This window comes from Paenibacillus sp. E222 (assembly GCF_013401555.1).
GTDB lineage: Bacteria > Bacillota > Bacilli > Paenibacillales > Paenibacillaceae > Paenibacillus.
Genome location: NZ_CP058552.1, coordinates 124010 through 140215, shown reverse-complemented (window position 1 = coordinate 140215; position 16206 = coordinate 124010). Strand labels below are relative to the sequence as shown.

Annotated in this window: 12 protein-coding genes and 1 pseudogene; 8 read left to right on the top strand and 5 right to left on the bottom strand. The window is 45.8% G+C overall.

Annotated elements, in window-relative coordinates; translation table 11 throughout:
* Positions 1–11: 11 nt before the first annotated feature.
* Positions 12–4349, top strand: a complete 4338-nt coding sequence (locus tag HW560_RS00610) for an S-layer homology domain-containing protein (protein ID WP_179261493.1) — start codon at positions 12–14, stop codon at positions 4347–4349.
* A 269-nt stretch (positions 4350–4618) separates the two neighbouring features.
* On the opposite strand, the gene HW560_RS00605 is transcribed toward HW560_RS00610, so the two are convergent.
* The 3 genes from HW560_RS00605 to HW560_RS00595 all read right to left on the bottom strand — a co-directional run bounded on the left by HW560_RS00605 (position 4619) and on the right by HW560_RS00595 (position 6743).
* Positions 4619–5116, bottom strand: a complete 498-nt coding sequence (locus HW560_RS00605) for a hypothetical protein (RefSeq protein WP_090893503.1) — start codon at positions 5114–5116, stop codon at positions 4619–4621.
* Between the two features lie 26 nt (positions 5117–5142).
* On the bottom strand, positions 5143–5361 hold the full coding sequence (locus tag HW560_RS00600) for a bacteriocin immunity protein (protein WP_090893504.1): 219 nt from the start codon (positions 5359–5361) through the stop codon (positions 5143–5145).
* A 392-nt stretch (positions 5362–5753) separates the two neighbouring features.
* Positions 5754–6743, bottom strand: coding sequence for a zinc-binding dehydrogenase (locus HW560_RS00595; RefSeq protein ID WP_179261491.1), 990 nt, complete (start codon positions 6741–6743; stop codon positions 5754–5756).
* A 136-nt stretch (positions 6744–6879) separates the two neighbouring features.
* Between HW560_RS00595 and HW560_RS34335 the strand changes: the two are divergent.
* The 5 genes and pseudogenes from HW560_RS34335 to HW560_RS00575 form a co-directional block, all read left to right on the top strand.
* Positions 6880–7053 (top strand): annotated as a pseudogene (locus HW560_RS34335) (LysR family transcriptional regulator); the annotation flags it as partial.
* 75 nt (positions 7054–7128) lie between these two features.
* Complete coding sequence (locus tag HW560_RS00590) at positions 7129–7755, top strand: LysR substrate-binding domain-containing protein (RefSeq protein ID WP_373565026.1); 627 nt, start codon at positions 7129–7131, stop codon at positions 7753–7755.
* Positions 7756–7761: 6 nt separating this feature from the next.
* A complete protein-coding gene (locus HW560_RS00585; protein WP_179261486.1) occupies positions 7762–8862 on the top strand; it encodes a threonine aldolase family protein in 1101 nt (366 codons plus the stop codon).
* Between the two features lie 199 nt (positions 8863–9061).
* On the top strand, positions 9062–9532 hold the full coding sequence (locus HW560_RS00580) for an SMI1/KNR4 family protein (RefSeq protein WP_090893508.1): 471 nt from the start codon (positions 9062–9064) through the stop codon (positions 9530–9532).
* Between the two features lie 32 nt (positions 9533–9564).
* Complete coding sequence (locus tag HW560_RS00575) at positions 9565–10464, top strand: LysR substrate-binding domain-containing protein (RefSeq protein ID WP_179261484.1); 900 nt, start codon at positions 9565–9567, stop codon at positions 10462–10464.
* Between the two features lie 197 nt (positions 10465–10661).
* Here HW560_RS00575 and HW560_RS00570 read toward each other — a convergent pair whose 3' ends face one another.
* Together HW560_RS00570 and HW560_RS00565 are read right to left on the bottom strand one after the other, a co-directional pair.
* Complete coding sequence (locus tag HW560_RS00570; protein ID WP_179261482.1) at positions 10662–11651, bottom strand: aldo/keto reductase family protein; 990 nt, start codon at positions 11649–11651, stop codon at positions 10662–10664.
* A gap of 140 nt (positions 11652–11791) precedes the next feature.
* Positions 11792–12823, bottom strand: a complete 1032-nt coding sequence (locus HW560_RS00565) for a PocR ligand-binding domain-containing protein (RefSeq protein WP_090893515.1) — start codon at positions 12821–12823, stop codon at positions 11792–11794.
* Positions 12824–13193: 370 nt separating this feature from the next.
* On the opposite strand from HW560_RS00565, the gene HW560_RS00560 reads away from it, so the two are divergent.
* Together HW560_RS00560 and dhaK are read left to right on the top strand one after the other, a co-directional pair.
* Positions 13194–14336, top strand: a complete 1143-nt coding sequence (locus tag HW560_RS00560) for a glycerol dehydrogenase (RefSeq protein WP_090893517.1) — start codon at positions 13194–13196, stop codon at positions 14334–14336.
* Positions 14337–16106 carry a dihydroxyacetone kinase subunit DhaK gene (dhaK, locus tag HW560_RS00555; protein ID WP_179261480.1) on the top strand — a complete coding sequence of 590 codons (1770 nt, stop codon included), beginning with the start codon at positions 14337–14339 and terminating at the stop codon, positions 16104–16106. It abuts the gene before it with no gap.
* The last annotated feature ends 100 nt before the right edge of the window (positions 16107–16206 follow it).

The window sequence follows — 16206 nt, the reverse complement described above, 5'->3', positions numbered from 1 at the left end:
GGAGAATACTAATGCGAAAAATGAAAAGAACAGCACAATTAGCCATGATTGCATTGCTCTTAAGTAATACTGTTCCAGTTGCTGCACAGAGTCGGGATTCAGCAGAGCAGACGATAACCCCATCTAGCATATCTTCAGGCTCCAATGCTACAAATCAATTAAATGATTCGATGAATAAGGCTGTAGGCATGGGGTTCATCAAAGGAGATCCAGATGGGAACCTTCGGGCGACCGATCCGATCACCCGTCAGGAACTGGCGGTTGTTCTTGCGCAGGCTCTCGGACTAACAACAAGTAAGAAAGTTTCAGAGCCATTTGTAGATGTGAACTCATCTAGTTGGTCAGCACCTTCCATTCAAGCGGTGAAGAAGGCTGGTCTTTTGCAGGGAGATACAAAAGGGTATTTCCATCCACGAGCGGAGATTACCGGACAGGAATTGATCACCGTTTTGGTGAGAGCAACGGCTTATGCTAAACAAGGTAATCAAATAGAGTCACTTCCTTCGGAATGGAAAGGGGCAAGTGCGTGGGCGGCTCCTTATATCCAAGCTGCTGAGAAGGCTAATCTTCTAAGTGAATATCAGGGAGAGAATAAAGTTAAACAAGGTCTTGTTCGGGGCGAAGCCATAGGTATGATGTTGTCAGCCATCTTCCCAGAAACCCGCCTGTCTGTGGTCCAGTCAATCCATGGAAGCCAAGTTCAGATCAACGGAGTTGTCTATCAGATATCTGAACAAGTGGCAGGTCTTCTGAATGAACGTAACAAGGCTGTACTTGATCAGGCTGGTATACAGTTTAAGAGCCAAGATCATACAATTACCGAAATTAACGCCTTGGAAATTAGAAAAGGTGGAAAATCAGCACAGACAGGAGAGGCGGAATTCAGCCGTAATCTGTTATTGAATGCTGGGGAAACCACATTGAATGGAGATCTGACGATTAAGGCGGACTTCAATTCGGTACAAGGGCTTAAGATCAAAGGCAAACTGACGATAGCACCAGAGATGGAGCATGATTTCTATGCCAAAAATATAAAAGTAGAACAATCTATTTCAGTTCAGGGTGGCGACAGCAATACCGTTGTGTTCGAAGACTCTGTTCTAAACAATGTGAATATAGATAAAAGTGATGTACATGTGGTGTTCTCGGGCAGTACGAATGCTCAAGAGGTTAGTATTAAAACTGACAGTGCTCTTGAAATTGCAAACACAGCTGAGCTGTCTTTACTGAATATTGTAGATGGCGCGAGTAAGGTGGAAATGCAGGGAACTGTAGATACGGTCAAGTTGAATACGTCAAAGCCTCTGCAACTTAACGGTAATGTCAGCCTGCCACAATTAACGGTTGATGGGGTTGGGGCTGTTAATCTTAATGTAGCGGGTACCATTCAACGACTTCAGGTGAATAATGCAGCAGCACAGGTTAATATAACAGGGAATATTAAGGTTGCCGAGGTTTCTCTGGCTGCTGGAGTACCATCTTCGGCCGTAAGTGGAAACACCGGAACAGTAACTTCGAATGCGGCATCTTCTTCGTCAGGTGGAACGGGAGGGAGCGAAACAACTCCTGTTGTTGCCAATCGATCACCTGAACTGCTGAAGCCATTTGAAAATCGCAAGTTTACGGCAAATGGTCAGGGTAAGACGTTAAACCTGAACGACTATGTGACTGATCCGGATGGTGATTCAATAACGTATACGGTTGCTTCGTCCAAATCCTCAGTAGCTAAGGTTGTGCTTAGTGGATCAAATCTCGAAATTATACCCTTGGAACATGGTACAGCCACAATAACCGTGTCCTCGAATGATGGTCGCGGCAAAAGGCTAAGGTCCACATTTGACGTCAACGTGAATGCACCACCTCTTCCATCACCGATCCCGGATCAAGAGCTTATAGCCGGGTCAGGCAGCACAGATGTCCATCTCATGGTCTATGTTATGGATGACGAGAAATATGAATCGGAGCTGCTTTACAGTGTATTGAATAGTGCCCCGGAAATCGTGGATACGGAGATCGTAAAATCGGAATATGGGCAATCTGTATTGAGGTTAACGCCTAAAAAGGCGGGCGAAGTTGTTCTTAAAATCAAAGTGGATGATGGGCAAATCGCAGATGATGGCAGTACGGGTGTTACAGAACTCGACATGAGGGTTGTTGTTCTTCCACCACTGAATCGTGCGCCTATGGGAGAAGCTCCATCGAAAATAGACGTCTATCTGGGTGATGACATCCCTGTAGTGAAACTGAACGAGCTATATACTGATCCAGATGGTGATGCTTTAACGTATTCAGCAGCTTCATCCAATTCAGATGGGGTTGCTGTGGAGGAAAATGCAGGTGAGTTGAAGTTAACTGCTCTTCAACTTGGAACTTATACCATATCGTATTCCGTAAATGACGGTAAGGGCGGATTAACAAGTGGCACATTTGATATCAATGTAGATCCTATACCGAATTTGAATCCGGTAGGACAGTCACCTGGTTGGATTAACGTATATTTTGGTTTCTTACCAGATCGAATTCCATCTGTTAACTTAAATGATTATTATAGTGATCCAGACGGTGACCCGCTTACATTCAGCGCCAGTTCATCTGATCCGGATGGATTGATAGTGGAGGAAATTTCCGGAGTGCTGAATTTTACTGCTCTGAAATTTGGAGAATATACCATTAACTATTCGGTTGAAGATGGTAGGGGAGGTTTCGTTTCCACTGGTTTTCAAATAAGCGTTAATCCTAAGCCTAATGCTTCTCCAATTCTTACGAGTGATCTACCTGCTCAAACGTTGTTTCTGGGTAAGGAGGATATTGTCATTGATCTCTCACAATATTTTAGTGATCCAGATGGAGATGCATTAGAGTTTCAAACGCCAATTGACTTCAATAATTTCCTGATAGCAGAGATGAATATTCAAGAAAACAAGCTGATTATTCATCCCAAGCAAGTTGGGAAATTTCAAGCTGACATTATAGCAAAAGATGTATATGGCAAAAAGGCAACAGTCCCTATTGATGTAGAGGTCTTAGAATCAGGAAGCATTGGTTCGATTCCGGATCAAACGGTAACATGGCCTTGGACGACTGAGGATATAGACCTTACTCCGTACCTGCTGAATTTTGACATAAGTACATTAACGGTGGATGCCTCTTCTGAAGACGTCAATATTGCGGAAGTTTCTACTACTGGTTCGAGGGTATCTGTCGCTCCAATTGCGGAAGGACACACAACAGTGACGTTAACGGTGTATGATCAGACAGGACGAAGCGAGCAAGCGTCCTTTGGCTTGACCATACAAGGTGAGCCTGCTGGTCCTAATTTATCACCAGAGGTTGTAAGCAGTATTTACGAACAAGTTTTAACACCCAATGTAACGAACGATCGTACGTTTGATCTGAGTCAATTGTTCAGTGATCCAGATGGAGATGTGTTACAATTTGCAATTAGCAGCATTTCGAGCGAAGCAGTTAATGCAAGCATTAATGGTAGCCTGTTAACCTTGAAGCCGGGAACAGGTAATGCAGTAGCCCCATTAACCCTGACGGCGAAGGATGGAAAAGGTGGAGAGGCAGAGTATTCCTTTAATGTTCGTACCGCTTCTCTGGTGAATGATGGAGTGATGCAGATCAATACGAAATCAGGGGTGCAGGATGCTCTAACCTATTCAACTTCGAATTTGTTCCCGGGACAGACAAGTTTCAAACTATATAGTGGCACACCAGATTCGACGTTTACGGGACCGGATACGATAAATACGACTCAAATTACTTTAACCGCATCTCCGTTGTACTTCTGGATTATTGGAAATGATGGTAGAGCCGTGGTCGTTCAGGTCAATTCGCTTCCACAAGGCTCACCCGAGTTATTTTTCTCTCAATACATGGATGCAGGAGATGGACGTAGTGTTGTCCAACTGTACTATACTGGTGACGGTAATCCGTCTCACAAGGCAACAGGTTATCAAGTGGACGTGTATCAGTGGATGAAAAAGACGTCAACAATGAAGGTGACGACGAAAAATGTATTCGATGTTGTTCCAGGAATGCCTTTCATTTATATAAATTATATATTTTACGACTTTTTTGATATCACTTCAGCCACGTACTACAATGATGAACTGGAATTGTATAACCCGAATGAGTATAACGTCGTTGCTTTGGTTCTCAAAAAGGACGGAAGAATTGTCGATGTACTGGGAGACCCATCCTCGCATGATCAATTTATGCCTGCTGGTGGGACATTTATTCGCAAACGTGGGATTTACACGGGTTCACAACAGTTTTCATTAACAGGTGAGTGGAACGAGTTCCCTAAAGGAACTTTACAGCATGTGGGTAAACATACACCGTAGAGTTGAGGGTAAGAAACCAAGAAATACAGTTTACTAGGTAGTATGATTCATTATTGATATTAAAATCCTCCCTACTCTGAACTTGAGTAGGGAGGATTTTAATATTTAAACGGAGATGAATACATACAGGATCTGAGAATCTTGATCTTCGGTTCCTCTGTTCATTCGGACAGATCTCGTACAGCTTCTCCTGGTTTTGATTCAGTTTTCATAAAATTCATGTTGATGTGAAAGGTCATGTCCGCTCACTAGTCATCATTATCACTTCCTTAATTCAAATGCAGTACCCGCTTCGCGGAAGCGCCAAAATCAGGATCGTATTGAAGCGATTCTAGCGCGGATGTGGCACCAGAAACATGTTGATGTGCAACAAGAATAGCAAAGGCCGCTGCTTTGACCAAAATATAGGCTTCCCCCTCCAAAACCTCCTGAGCCAACTTGATCTCCGCTTCGGTAATAGGCAATAAGGCGAGAGTTTGCAAGACGTAATTCTGTACATCCTCATCTTCTTCTGGATTACGAACAAGTTGTGCGGCAGCATGAAGGATCTCACCTAGAAGAGCAGAGGTGCCTGCCATACCAAGAGCACGCCATGCTTCGATGCGCACCAGATCTTCTTCGCGAGAATCCATGCCAATAGTGAGAATTTGCTGAGCAAGGTGGTTATCCGTCAGATCGATCAGATCACGAAGGGCCTGTAGTTTTTCTTCTCCACTGATAGTGCTCAAATCAGGCTGTTCATTGTTGTTATGATTCAGATCCGACATATCCTTCATTAACCTCCTGAAGTATGTTAGGGCTGGGGCGGAAGAATGATGGGACGAGCAGTCAGCGCCTCCTCCACAATCTGCTCGGGTGTCAGATCTCGATCATCCCAGAAAATGAGATTGCTGATCTCCGCGTAAGGCAATTGCTGCTGCAGCTCGTTTAGCATCTCATCCAGTTCATCCTCGGTTCCTTCGGCATTCATTAGCTTGCGAACTAATTCTACCAAGTGCAAATGATTAGACATATCTATACCTCCTGAATGATTCATAGAGTGAATAATTTAGTCTTTCATGGGTTGATCCAATGGATCATATGTAACGATCACTGGTAAAAATTGAGGCTCAAGCATCAGGCTAATGAGTTGTTCGTCTTGATCAGCATAAGAGATGAGATAGCTCCCAAAATGAGATTCATAGATGAAATCCCTGTATTGAAAGGAGCGTTCGGGGTACTTTATGTTCACATATAGCGTAGTTACCCCGCGGGCAAGGGTTGCTTTCAACAACGGAATTTGAGCCAAAAGTATAATTGCGACCAGAACAATGGCTGTACGTTTAGCGAGACGGGTCAGATGGATTCCCCCATTATCGTAAGATGATTTTTACCAAGTAATGAAGGTCCATCTATAACCAGATGTCACTCCACGAGTATAGCAAGATTGCCAAACTGTTCTCCCTTTTCCATACGTTCGAATGCTTTGGCTGTGTCTTGTAGCGGATATATGCTATCGATTACAGGATGTATATCATGTTCTTCAACCCATTGGAGCATCTGGACAAACTCTTCACGGCTGCCCATGGAGGTGCCAATCAAGCTAACTTGCGGGAAAAAGATCGAGCGGATCGGAACAGCCAGATCATCTCCAGAGCTTGCACCATACATCACGATACGGCCACCTGGTCTGATTATATCAAAATATTTGGGAAACATGGCTTGTCCGATGCTATCCAAGATGAGATCAATAGGATTAAGATCGTTCTGCAGACTCCAGTCTGCATGACTGTCCAGAGCTTGGAAAGCGCCCAGACGCAGAGCCTCATGTATCTTGGCTTCACTTCTGGATGTAACGGTTACCTTGGCACCAGCAGCTATGGCTATAAGCAAAGCATAGGTCGCTACACCGCCGCCAATGCCGGGAATGAGGATATGTTCACCCTGCTTAAGTTCGCCACGAGTGAATAGGGCGCGGTATGCTGTCAAAGCCGAAAGGGACAACACCCCTGCTTCCGCCCATGATAGATGAGAGGGTTTGGGCAAGGCATTTCTAGCAGGCAGCGTAATATATTGTGCGAGAGTTCCATCCGTAGGGCCCCCTACAATATCGGGCACAATGGGCACGTCTACTGCATGGTCCCAACCGAGAGTAGGGTGGATAATGACCTCATCACCTACAGATAAGCCATCTACACTTTCTCCAATCGCTATGATTACACCTGCTCCATCGGAACCAAGAATGAGTGGTGTGTCCTGGAGTGTACGTCCTGCCATGATGAACAGATCACGATGATTAATTCCAGCAGATTTCAGTTGGATCTGTACTTCACCGGCTTCTGGTGCCCGAGATGTTGAATCTGTATATTGAAGACCTTCAAGGCCGCTCTGGCCGGAATGTATAATAGCTTTCATTTTCAAAAATCCTCCTTGTGTATAAAAAACTTCACTACTGAGCCTCATTGTACAGATGGGGCAGATTCACGTAAAATGAACAAAAATGAATGTCAGTATCAATTCAGATCATAGATAACAAGCAGGTGATCAGGGCATGGATGCAGGAGATTTAAAAATATTTCAGGCGGTTGCCCGCGAAGGCAGTATCAGCAAGGCAGCATTAGCGCTGAATTATGTGCAATCCAATGTAACAACACGAATTAAACAGTTGGAGGATCAGCTGCAAGTACCGCTGTTTCATCGCTCCAACCGGGGCATGTCGCTCACACCAGCGGGTGAGAATTTGCTGGGATATGCGGATAAAATATTACATTTGTTATATGAAGCAGAACAGGCAACGCAAATGGGCCATCCGCCCGCAGGGATGCTTCGTCTTGGTGCGATTGAGACCGCAGCCTCCAGTTATTTGACGCCGCTGCTCGCTGAATACCGTTTATGTTACCCCGAGGTTCAGCATTTGTTAATTACAGGGGGTACACATGAACTTAATCAGAAGGTCATTCAACATGAGCTGCATGGAGCTTTAATATATGGCCCAATTGATCACCCTGAGCTGAACTATATGAAAGTGTACGACGAAGAATTGGTGCTGATTGCCGAACCCGGAACCCATAAAATGCATGATTTATTGCGTAAACCCATGTTATTCTTTGAAGTAGGGTGTACTCATCGCGAACAGGCAGAAGCCTTTTTGAAAGATCAAGGTGTGCACACCCTCAACGTTACGGAATATGGAACACTGGACACCATTATGAATGGCGTATCTGAGGGAATAGGTGTGTCATTGCTCCCACGATCCTCGGTTACGAAAGCCGAAGGGAGAGGCGAGGTTACAGTGTTATCTTTGCCTGATCCGTACCGCAGGTTGGAAGTGGGATTTGTGCATTCCCGGAGTGAGCATCTATACGGAGCGCTGGGTGCATTGGTGCAGATGATAACGAACCAAAAAACCAGGACAATAAAGGAGTAAATAACCTTGAAGAATACAGAGTTAACATTAGCGGAAGCTTTTAATCAGGCAGAGATTATTATAGGCGGTCACGGAAGTCGTAAAGTCAAAGTGCTTCAGAAAGCGCTGGAGCAGGTGGATGGGGAACAGTATAGTGATCATTACGGCAACGGTAAAATCATTGATCAATTCCAGCAGCAGATGGCTGAAGTTCTGGGCAAGGAATCGGCTGTATTTTTCCCCAGTGGTACGATGGCACAGCAAATTGCGCTACGTATCTGGTGTGACCGCAAAGGCATCAAGCGGGTAGCCTATCATCCTTTATCTCATCTGGAAATCCATGAGGAAGACGGACTGAAGGAACTGCATCAGATTGAAACCGTTTTGCTGGCGGACGAGGACCGACTGATTCGATTGGAAGATGTAGAGGGGATGAATGAGGAAATTTCCTGCCTGCTGCTTGAACTGCCTCAACGCGAGATTGGTGGACAATTGCCTGCCTATGAAGAGTTGGAAGCAATCTCGGCTTATTGCCGTGAACGTGGAATCAAGCTTCATCTGGACGGGGCACGCCTGTTCGAAATCACGCCTTATTATCAGAAGACACCCGCCGAGATTTGCAGTCTGTTCGATAGTGTCTACGTGTCTTTTTACAAAGGCATTGGAGGAATTGCTGGGGCTATATTGGCAGGAGATACGGATGTCATGCAAGAATCGAAAATATGGAAGCGTCGGCACGGCGGCGATCTGATCGGCCTATATCCGTATATTCTTAGTTCTCAATATTATTTCAATGAACGAATTGGCAAAATGGGGCTTTATTATGAGCAGGCGAAAGAACTTGCTTCCTTGTTAAATGCGTGTCACGGTATACGTACATTGCCAGAAGTACCCGTCTCCAATATGTTTCACGTACATTTCCCCTTGGCCCAAGCCGAAGTGGAGCGTATTCTGGCATTCATGACACAGCAATTCGGCTTAGGGTTTACTTCATACTTGCAGCAGACCAGTGCTCATAGCTGTGCCTTTGAATTGTCAACGGGGGATCGTTATCAGAATGTACCCAAGGACAAGCTGCATTCAGCGCTGCAATGGTTGGATGAAGAACTGCGGAAACATGTGAACTAAAATAAAGCTATGCTAATTCTGCCTTATCCACTTGTTGGATAGGGCATTTTTGTTGCAGGAAAAGAAAGATAGCTGACGAAAAGTACTTTAATGCAGTAATAACAGCAATAATGCAGCTTCTAGTATCATCGCGTCGTTAATAGTGAACATATTCGTGGACCACAATTTCATTGATTTTCATTTATAAGGAGGAGTTCAAGTGGAGTCAATACGTTTGGAGTCCATTCGTGATCTTTTGGTGGAAGCATACAATACAACCATGGGAGAAGGGTGTACTCCTGAAACGCAACAAAGCATTGAGGATTTTGAGCAAAAGTTTAATGTGAAATTGCCCGCAGTGTATCGTGAGCTCTTGCTTGAATTTGGTGCATGCAACTTCGGCGATCCTGCCGTGTATTCGGTGAAAGAATTGAATTGGGCATATCCCGAGTTCCTGGAAGTATACCGTGAATATGAGAAGGAATACGAGTTGCCCGCTGAGTTGCAACCATTTCCAATTGGTGGGTTTGGCGAAGGAAGCATTGCTATACTGGATCAAAATTCTGGCAAGGTTCTGATGTTAATCCACGATGCGGGAGAACTACCTCTTCGTGAGATAGCCGTGGACTTTAATGAATTAATGACGATGCTGGCTGAATCAGCCGTTTGGGTTCAGGAACAGATGAAGTAAGAGGTCAGACAGAAGGGAAGTACATCAGGCGAATGGATATCCGAAAATTACGATACTTTATCACCGTGGCGGAGGAGCTTCATTTCCACCGTGCGGCAGAGAAATTAAATATGACGCAGCCGCCGCTGAGCCAGCAGATTCAGAATCTGGAAGAAGAGCTTGGCGTGAAGCTGTTGGAACGCACGAAAAAAATGGTTCGTCTCACTGCGGCAGGTGCCGTATTTCTGGAACAGGCGAGGCTGATCATGGCCCAACTTGAACGCTCCATCCAGCTTACGCAGAAGGCTGACCAGGGCATCATTGGACATTTAACGGTTGCTTTTGTGGATTCTGCTTCGGGGAGTATTATGGTCGATGTGCTGAGAAAATTCCGAGCTGCGTACCCGCAGATTGAACTTACGTTGCGCGAGATGACCTCGTCCGAACAATTGCAGGCACTAGCAGATGGACAGATCCATATTGGATTTTTGCGGTATCCGGATCATAACGGACATTTGTCGTTCCGGGTCTGTCAGACGGAAACATTACTTGCAGTGCTGCCAGACCATCACCCTTTAGCTTCACAGACTCAGGTGTCCATAACAGAGCTGGCGAACGAAGATTTTATTTTATTCCCGCGGCATCTGGGGTCTCCGTTTCATCGTCTCGTTCTGGATTATTGCAGGGAGCATGGTGTAGATCCTCGTATTACACAGGAAGCCATTCAGATGTACACGATTGTGAATCTCGTGGCAGCGGGCATGGGCATCTCCATCGTTCCTTCTTCAGTAGATGTGTTCGAGCGGAGGGGTGTGGTATTTCTACCACTAATAGAAAGTCCGCCCTCCGTACCGTTATACACGGCATGGCGGACGGACATGAATCAGGAAGTGATTTCCCGTTTTATGAATATTGTAGATGAAATTGTTGAAGGGGAATATAACTTGAGCTAAAGATTATTTACACTAGCACTTCGATGACAGAACAACCTTCCAATCGGAAAATCTGGGGATAAGCGTATGCTTCCGATGCAGCTTTCTTGTAGAAAGCTTGTAACTTCGCTTTTTCAGGTTTTTTCTGTCCTCTCCGTTGTCGTGCAAATGATTAGTCCAACTTATATAGTATGGTTAGAGTAGTTTAAGAAGAGCTACTAACCCGTCTTGGCAGGGTCTCTTTCAATCCACTCACCCAATATTTCATCAATGCGGGACAGGATGTCCCGATCCAGTTGAACACCAGAGGCTTTTACATTCTCAAGAACTTGTTCTGGACGAGATGCGCCAATAATGACGGATGACACATACGAATGCTGGAGAACCCAGGCGACGGCAAGTTGAGGGAGCGTCAGCCCGATGTCTTTCGCGAGTGGAATAAGCTGCTGAACAGCAGTCAGAACGTCGTCACGTAACCACCGACCAGCAAGATTGTTGAAAAAGGGTGCTCCAGCCTCGGCCGCTGCACGTGATCCGGCTGGGATCGCTTCGTGCGGGATATATTTACCCGATAGTATGCCCTGAGCCAGGGGAGACCATGTAATGTGGCCCAGACCTGCTTGTGTACTTGCTGGCACAACTTCCTGCTCAATAACACGCCATAACATTGAATACTGTGGTTGGCTCGCAATAAAGGGCACGCGAAGCTCCTTAGCTAATGCGGAAGCCTCTTCAATCTGAGCAGCAGTCCATTCGCTAGCTCCAATATAGTGAACCTTGCCCTGACGAACCAGATCGGCAAATGCAAGGAATGTTTCCTCCAGCGGCGTATTTGGATCATAACGGTGAGCATAATAGACGTCGATATAATCGGTTTGCAATCTTTGCAATGAAGCGTTGCAGGCCTCCATGATATGTTTGCGGGAAAGTCCTCTGTCGTTGCGACCTGAGCCGGTTGGATGACAGACTTTGGTGCACAGTTCAATACTTTCTCTTCGGATCTCCTTAAGAGCATGTCCCAACACAGTTTCTGCCTTGGTATTGGAATAGACGTCTGCCGTATCAAATGTCGTGATACCTGCCTCCAAAGCAGCCTGAACACAGGCTTTTGCGATTCCATCATCCACTTGTGCTCCATGTGTAATCCAGTTCCCCAGTGAAATTTCACTGACGGTTAGACCGCTGTTTCCTAATTTGCGATATTCCATTCGTGACGCCTCCCTAAGTAATCTGGACTCCATTGTAGCAATGGCAGATTAATAGGTGAAATATCTTTTAACCTCATCTTTGATACGAAAAAGATATCACTGAGTTTTCTCTTGTAACAAAAACGTATAGTTAGGCTTGCTCATTGTTCCTGCATGTATTTGCGATAGAGGGCAGGCGTAATCTCCTCGAATTTTTTGAATATTCTGATAAAATAACCCGATTCATTGAACCCCAGTTCATCACTGATCTGTGATACGGGCATATCCGTAACCTCCAGCAGTTGCTTGGCCCATTTGATTTTGAGTCGGGCAATATAAGTCGTGAAGTTCTCTCCCGTTTCCTTGGCAAACAGCCTGCTGAAATAACTTGGACTCAGGTGGCACAGATCGGCCATTTGTTTGAGTGAGACTTGCTCACTCTTGTGACTGTGAATATATTCAAAAGCAGGTTGGAGCACCGGGCTGGAACTCTCTGTATCGCTTGGGCTGTTTTTAAGATAGGCATCCGCAATCGCATTGGTCATTTCTTTTTTGATCGACTCAATATTACGGATGGAGTATCCAGGCAGAATCGTAGACAGATTCAGAGACTCCTGATGCCCCGAAGCTTTCTCGAACATTTCCACCAGCAAATTTTTGTTTAGTGCTTCCTCCACAATGTAGTTACAAAGTAAAGAAAGCATGTTGGAAATTTTCACAACCTCTTCATAGGTCATGACCGGCAGCTGGTCATAATCGTCCTGTAATTCCTTTAGCTTTGCAGCATGCATTGGCACGTTCTTGGACGTGACGATCTGTTCCAGTTCTGTACCTTTCTCCGGGTCAGCGAGCTTAACTTGTCCTGCCATTACGGCGCCGATATATTTCCCATCAATTGTGATAGGAATCGCGATATCCACGATATTGAAATGACACAGGTAGACATAAGGCTCGTTCAATCGAACGGCTTCCAGACCACCACGAGAATCACATTTCTGGCAGTAGGGGAGCAGTTCGGGATCTTTGCGAACATTTTGGCAAAAGGACTGACAGCTGCTATGGCTGGTTACGGGAATGCCTTTATAGTCGACGGTTAGAATAGCCAGCTTGGTCACGGTGGCAAGGGAATCCTGTAGACGCTTCCATTTATTCAAATCAAGGATTTTATTGATATGCAGATATTCTTTAATCATGAATGGAACCCTCCATAGCTAACCTGATGAAAGATTTTGTTCGTTAAAAGTTAGCAAGTTGTACATATTAAGATGAGATAATGACGGGTAATGTATAGAAGATGTCAAAAATTAACCTATCGCATGACAATAAGATACCATGTTTCCGTTGAAAAGCAAAAAATTACGATTGCAAATTATAATAATTTGTTATCAAAGTCCACTGTAAACCTCACATGCATGGTATATATTTAGGTTAATTGTGAGCATTTAAAATTTAATGTATAAGTTCATCCAAGAATGACATCAGGTACCCTTGTTGTAGGTATGCAGAACATTTATGCAGTAAACGAACTTAACTTATATCATCCATAGGAGGGTCTATATCATTATGAGAAAAGCATTTATTAGCCCAACGAAATATGTGCAAGGCGAAGACGAATTATTGAACCTCGGTTACTTTGTGAAATCCTTTGGTGAATCTGCATTGCTGATCGCACATCCGGATGATGTGCAGCGTGTAAAGGCGAAGCTCGATGCAACGGCACAGAAATTCAATATTACGTTTGTTGAAAGCGGTTTTAAAGGGGAATGTTCCCGCGAGGAAGTTGCTCGTCTGCAAGAGATCGCGAAGGAAAAAGGATGTCATTGTACCATCGGTCTTGGTGGCGGTAAAGCGATCGACGCAGCCAAATGTGTGGCAGAAGGTGAAGCGCTGATTATCTGTCCTACCATCGCAGCAACGGATGCGCCAACAAGTCACTCGGCTGTGTTGTACACGCCGGAAGGTGCTTTTGATGACTACGCTTATTTCAAACAAAGCCCAAGTGTTGTTCTCGTGGACACAACGGTTATCGCAAACGCCCCAACACGTTTCCTCGTATCGGGTATGGGTGATGCATTGTCGACATACTTTGAAGCAAGAGCTACAGCGAAGTCGTACTCTCGTGTGAACGCAAGTCTGCCGATGGGCTCCCGTGAAGGATACACGCCATCCGCAGTAGGTACGAATGCAGCACTTGCCCTTGCAAAACTGTGTTATGAAATGCTGCTGACTGATGGATTGAAAGCAAAAGTAGCCAGTGACAGCAACGTCGTGACTCAAGCGCTGGAAAACATCGTTGAGACCAACATTCTGTTGTCTGGTCTTGGATTTGAAAGTGGCGGTCTGGCTGCTGCCCATGCGATCCACAACGGTTTGACTGTTCTGGAGGGTACACATCACTTCTTCCACGGTGAAAAAGTATCCTTCGGTACGATTGCACAACTCGTCCTTGAAAATGCACCAACCGAAGAGCTGCATGAAGTCATGGACTTCTGTCTCGCGGTGGGACTGCCTGTAAGCTTGGCGGATATCGGTGTAGATACCATTAGTCAGGAAGAGTTGTTGAAGGTGGCCGAGATCGCATGTATTCCGGAAGAATCCATTCACGCCATGCCGTTCCCGATTACTGTTCCTGAAGTGGCTGCTGCCATTGCGGCTGCTGACCGGATGGGACGGGACTACAAAAAAGCTCGCCGGGAGGCGAAATAAATGAAAAAAATCATCAATCAGGCTGAAAATGTTGTCATGGAAATGTGCAACGGAATTGCGCTGGCGCACCCGGAGCTTGAATTTTTGAAAAAATATAAGGTCATTAAACGCAGAGAGATTAATGGGGATAAAGTCAGCCTCATCAGTGGCGGCGGTAGTGGTCATGAACCTGCTCATGCGGGTTACGTTGGCAAAGGCATGCTGGATGCTGCGGTCTGCGGAGATGTATTCGCATCTCCTTCCCAGATTCAGGTATATCAGGCGATCAAGGCCACAGCTAGCAAGAAGGGCACGCTGCTGATTATCAAAAACTACAGCGGAGATATGATGAACTTCAAGAACGCGGCGCATCTTGCCGAGGAAGATGGCATTGACGTGCAATATGTACGGGTTGAGGATGATATTGCTGTTCAAGACAGTTTGTATACGGTAGGACGCCGCGGCGTTGCCGGAACTGTACTGGTTCACAAAATCGCTGGTGCCGCTGCCGAAGAAGGCCGCAGTCTGGCAGAGGTGAAATCCGTTGCTGAGAAAGCAGCCCTGAACGTACGCAGCATCGGATTTGGATTCACATCCTGTACCGTACCTGCCAAAGGAACACCGACATTTGAAATCGCTGAAGATGAGATGGAATTCGGTGTGGGCATTCATGGTGAGCCAGGTATTCGCCGCGAGAAATTGGTATCTGCGGATGAGCTTGCAGGACGCATGGTTGAAGCGCTGCTTGCAGATATGAAGCTGGACAACGATGCTTCTGCTGAGATTGCTGTGCTCGTCAATGGCTTTGGCGCTACACCGTTGCAGGAGCTCTATCTGCTCAACAACTCGGTTCAGCGTGAGCTGGCACAGCATTCAGGACTGAATGTAGCCACTACGTTTGTTGGCAATTACATGACGAGCATCGATATGGCAGGCGCATCGGTAACCATCCTGAAACTGGACGATGAACTGAAAACGTTGTTGTTTAAGGAAAGTGATACACCTGCTTTCAAAGTGACTGGTCCTCCAGTAGCACAAGTGACATATTCCGAAGCGTTGGAAGCCGTCGTGACTGAAGATGCGCCAGTATCCTATGAAGTGGAGACACCTGCATCTTCTGCTGTAATCAACAACAATCAATTCTCCCTGGAAAATATCGTCTACCTGATCGATAAGATGAGTGAGATCATCATTAAGAACGAAGTACCGTTCTGTGAACTGGATTCCCATGCGGGTGACGGCGACTTTGGCATGAGCGTAGCAAAGGGCTTCAGACAGCTCAAGCGTGAATGGAACCATATCTTGAATGAAGAGAAAAAGAATATCGGTTCATTCCTCGATGCATGCTCTCTTGTCATTATGGAATACTGCGGCGGTGCCTCCGGTCCAATCTGGGGTTCGGCATTCCGGGCGGCAGGCAAAGCCGTTGGGGACAAGCAGCAATTGAACGTTGCAGAGTTCGCTGACATGATGCAGGCGGCAGTACAAGGCATTCAATCTACAGGGGAGCGCTCCTTCGGACGTGGTGCCGTTGTAGGTGACAAGACATTAATTGACGCACTTGTTCCTTGTGCAGATTCATGGACGCAAAGTGCGAAGTCTGGAGATAACTTCCAAACGGCGTTTGCCAAAGGTGCTGAAGCCGCGGTAGAAGGCGCGAAGAAAACAGAAGACATTGTGGCACGCATGGGCCGCGCGGGTGCTGTTGGTGATCGCAGTCTCGGATACCCGGATGCTGGCGCCTATGCGCTGGGTGTTATTTTCACAGAGCTATCTGAGTCAATGAAATAAATATGGAGTGCAACGAGATTACACTTGGCCACTCCGATTGCAGACCATACTTGATTTGACACTCAGGAACTACACAGACAGAAAACCTTTCGATCTCTCT

Excerpts from the sequence above, each read along its gene's own strand:
- HW560_RS00605 (WP_090893503.1), bottom strand. The coding sequence starts at position 5,116 with ATGTCGGATCTGAATCATAACAACAATGAACAGCCTGATTTGAGCACT.
- HW560_RS00565 (WP_090893515.1), bottom strand. The coding sequence starts at position 12,823 with ATGATTAAAGAATATCTGCATATCAATAAAATCCTTGATTTGAATAAA.
- HW560_RS00595 (WP_179261491.1), bottom strand. The coding sequence starts at position 6,743 with ATGAAAGCTATTATACATTCCGGCCAGAGCGGCCTTGAAGGTCTTCAA.
- HW560_RS00575 (WP_179261484.1), top strand. The coding sequence starts at position 9,565 with ATGGATATCCGAAAATTACGATACTTTATCACCGTGGCGGAGGAGCTT.
- HW560_RS00610 (WP_179261493.1), top strand. The coding sequence starts at position 12 with ATGCGAAAAATGAAAAGAACAGCACAATTAGCCATGATTGCATTGCTC.
- HW560_RS00600 (WP_090893504.1), bottom strand. The coding sequence starts at position 5,361 with ATGTCTAATCATTTGCACTTGGTAGAATTAGTTCGCAAGCTAATGAAT.
- HW560_RS00560 (WP_090893517.1), top strand. The coding sequence starts at position 13,194 with ATGAGAAAAGCATTTATTAGCCCAACGAAATATGTGCAAGGCGAAGAC.
- dhaK (WP_179261480.1), top strand. The coding sequence starts at position 14,337 with ATGAAAAAAATCATCAATCAGGCTGAAAATGTTGTCATGGAAATGTGC.
- HW560_RS00590 (WP_373565026.1), top strand. The coding sequence starts at position 7,129 with ATGGGCCATCCGCCCGCAGGGATGCTTCGTCTTGGTGCGATTGAGACC.
- HW560_RS00570 (WP_179261482.1), bottom strand. The coding sequence starts at position 11,651 with ATGGAATATCGCAAATTAGGAAACAGCGGTCTAACCGTCAGTGAAATT.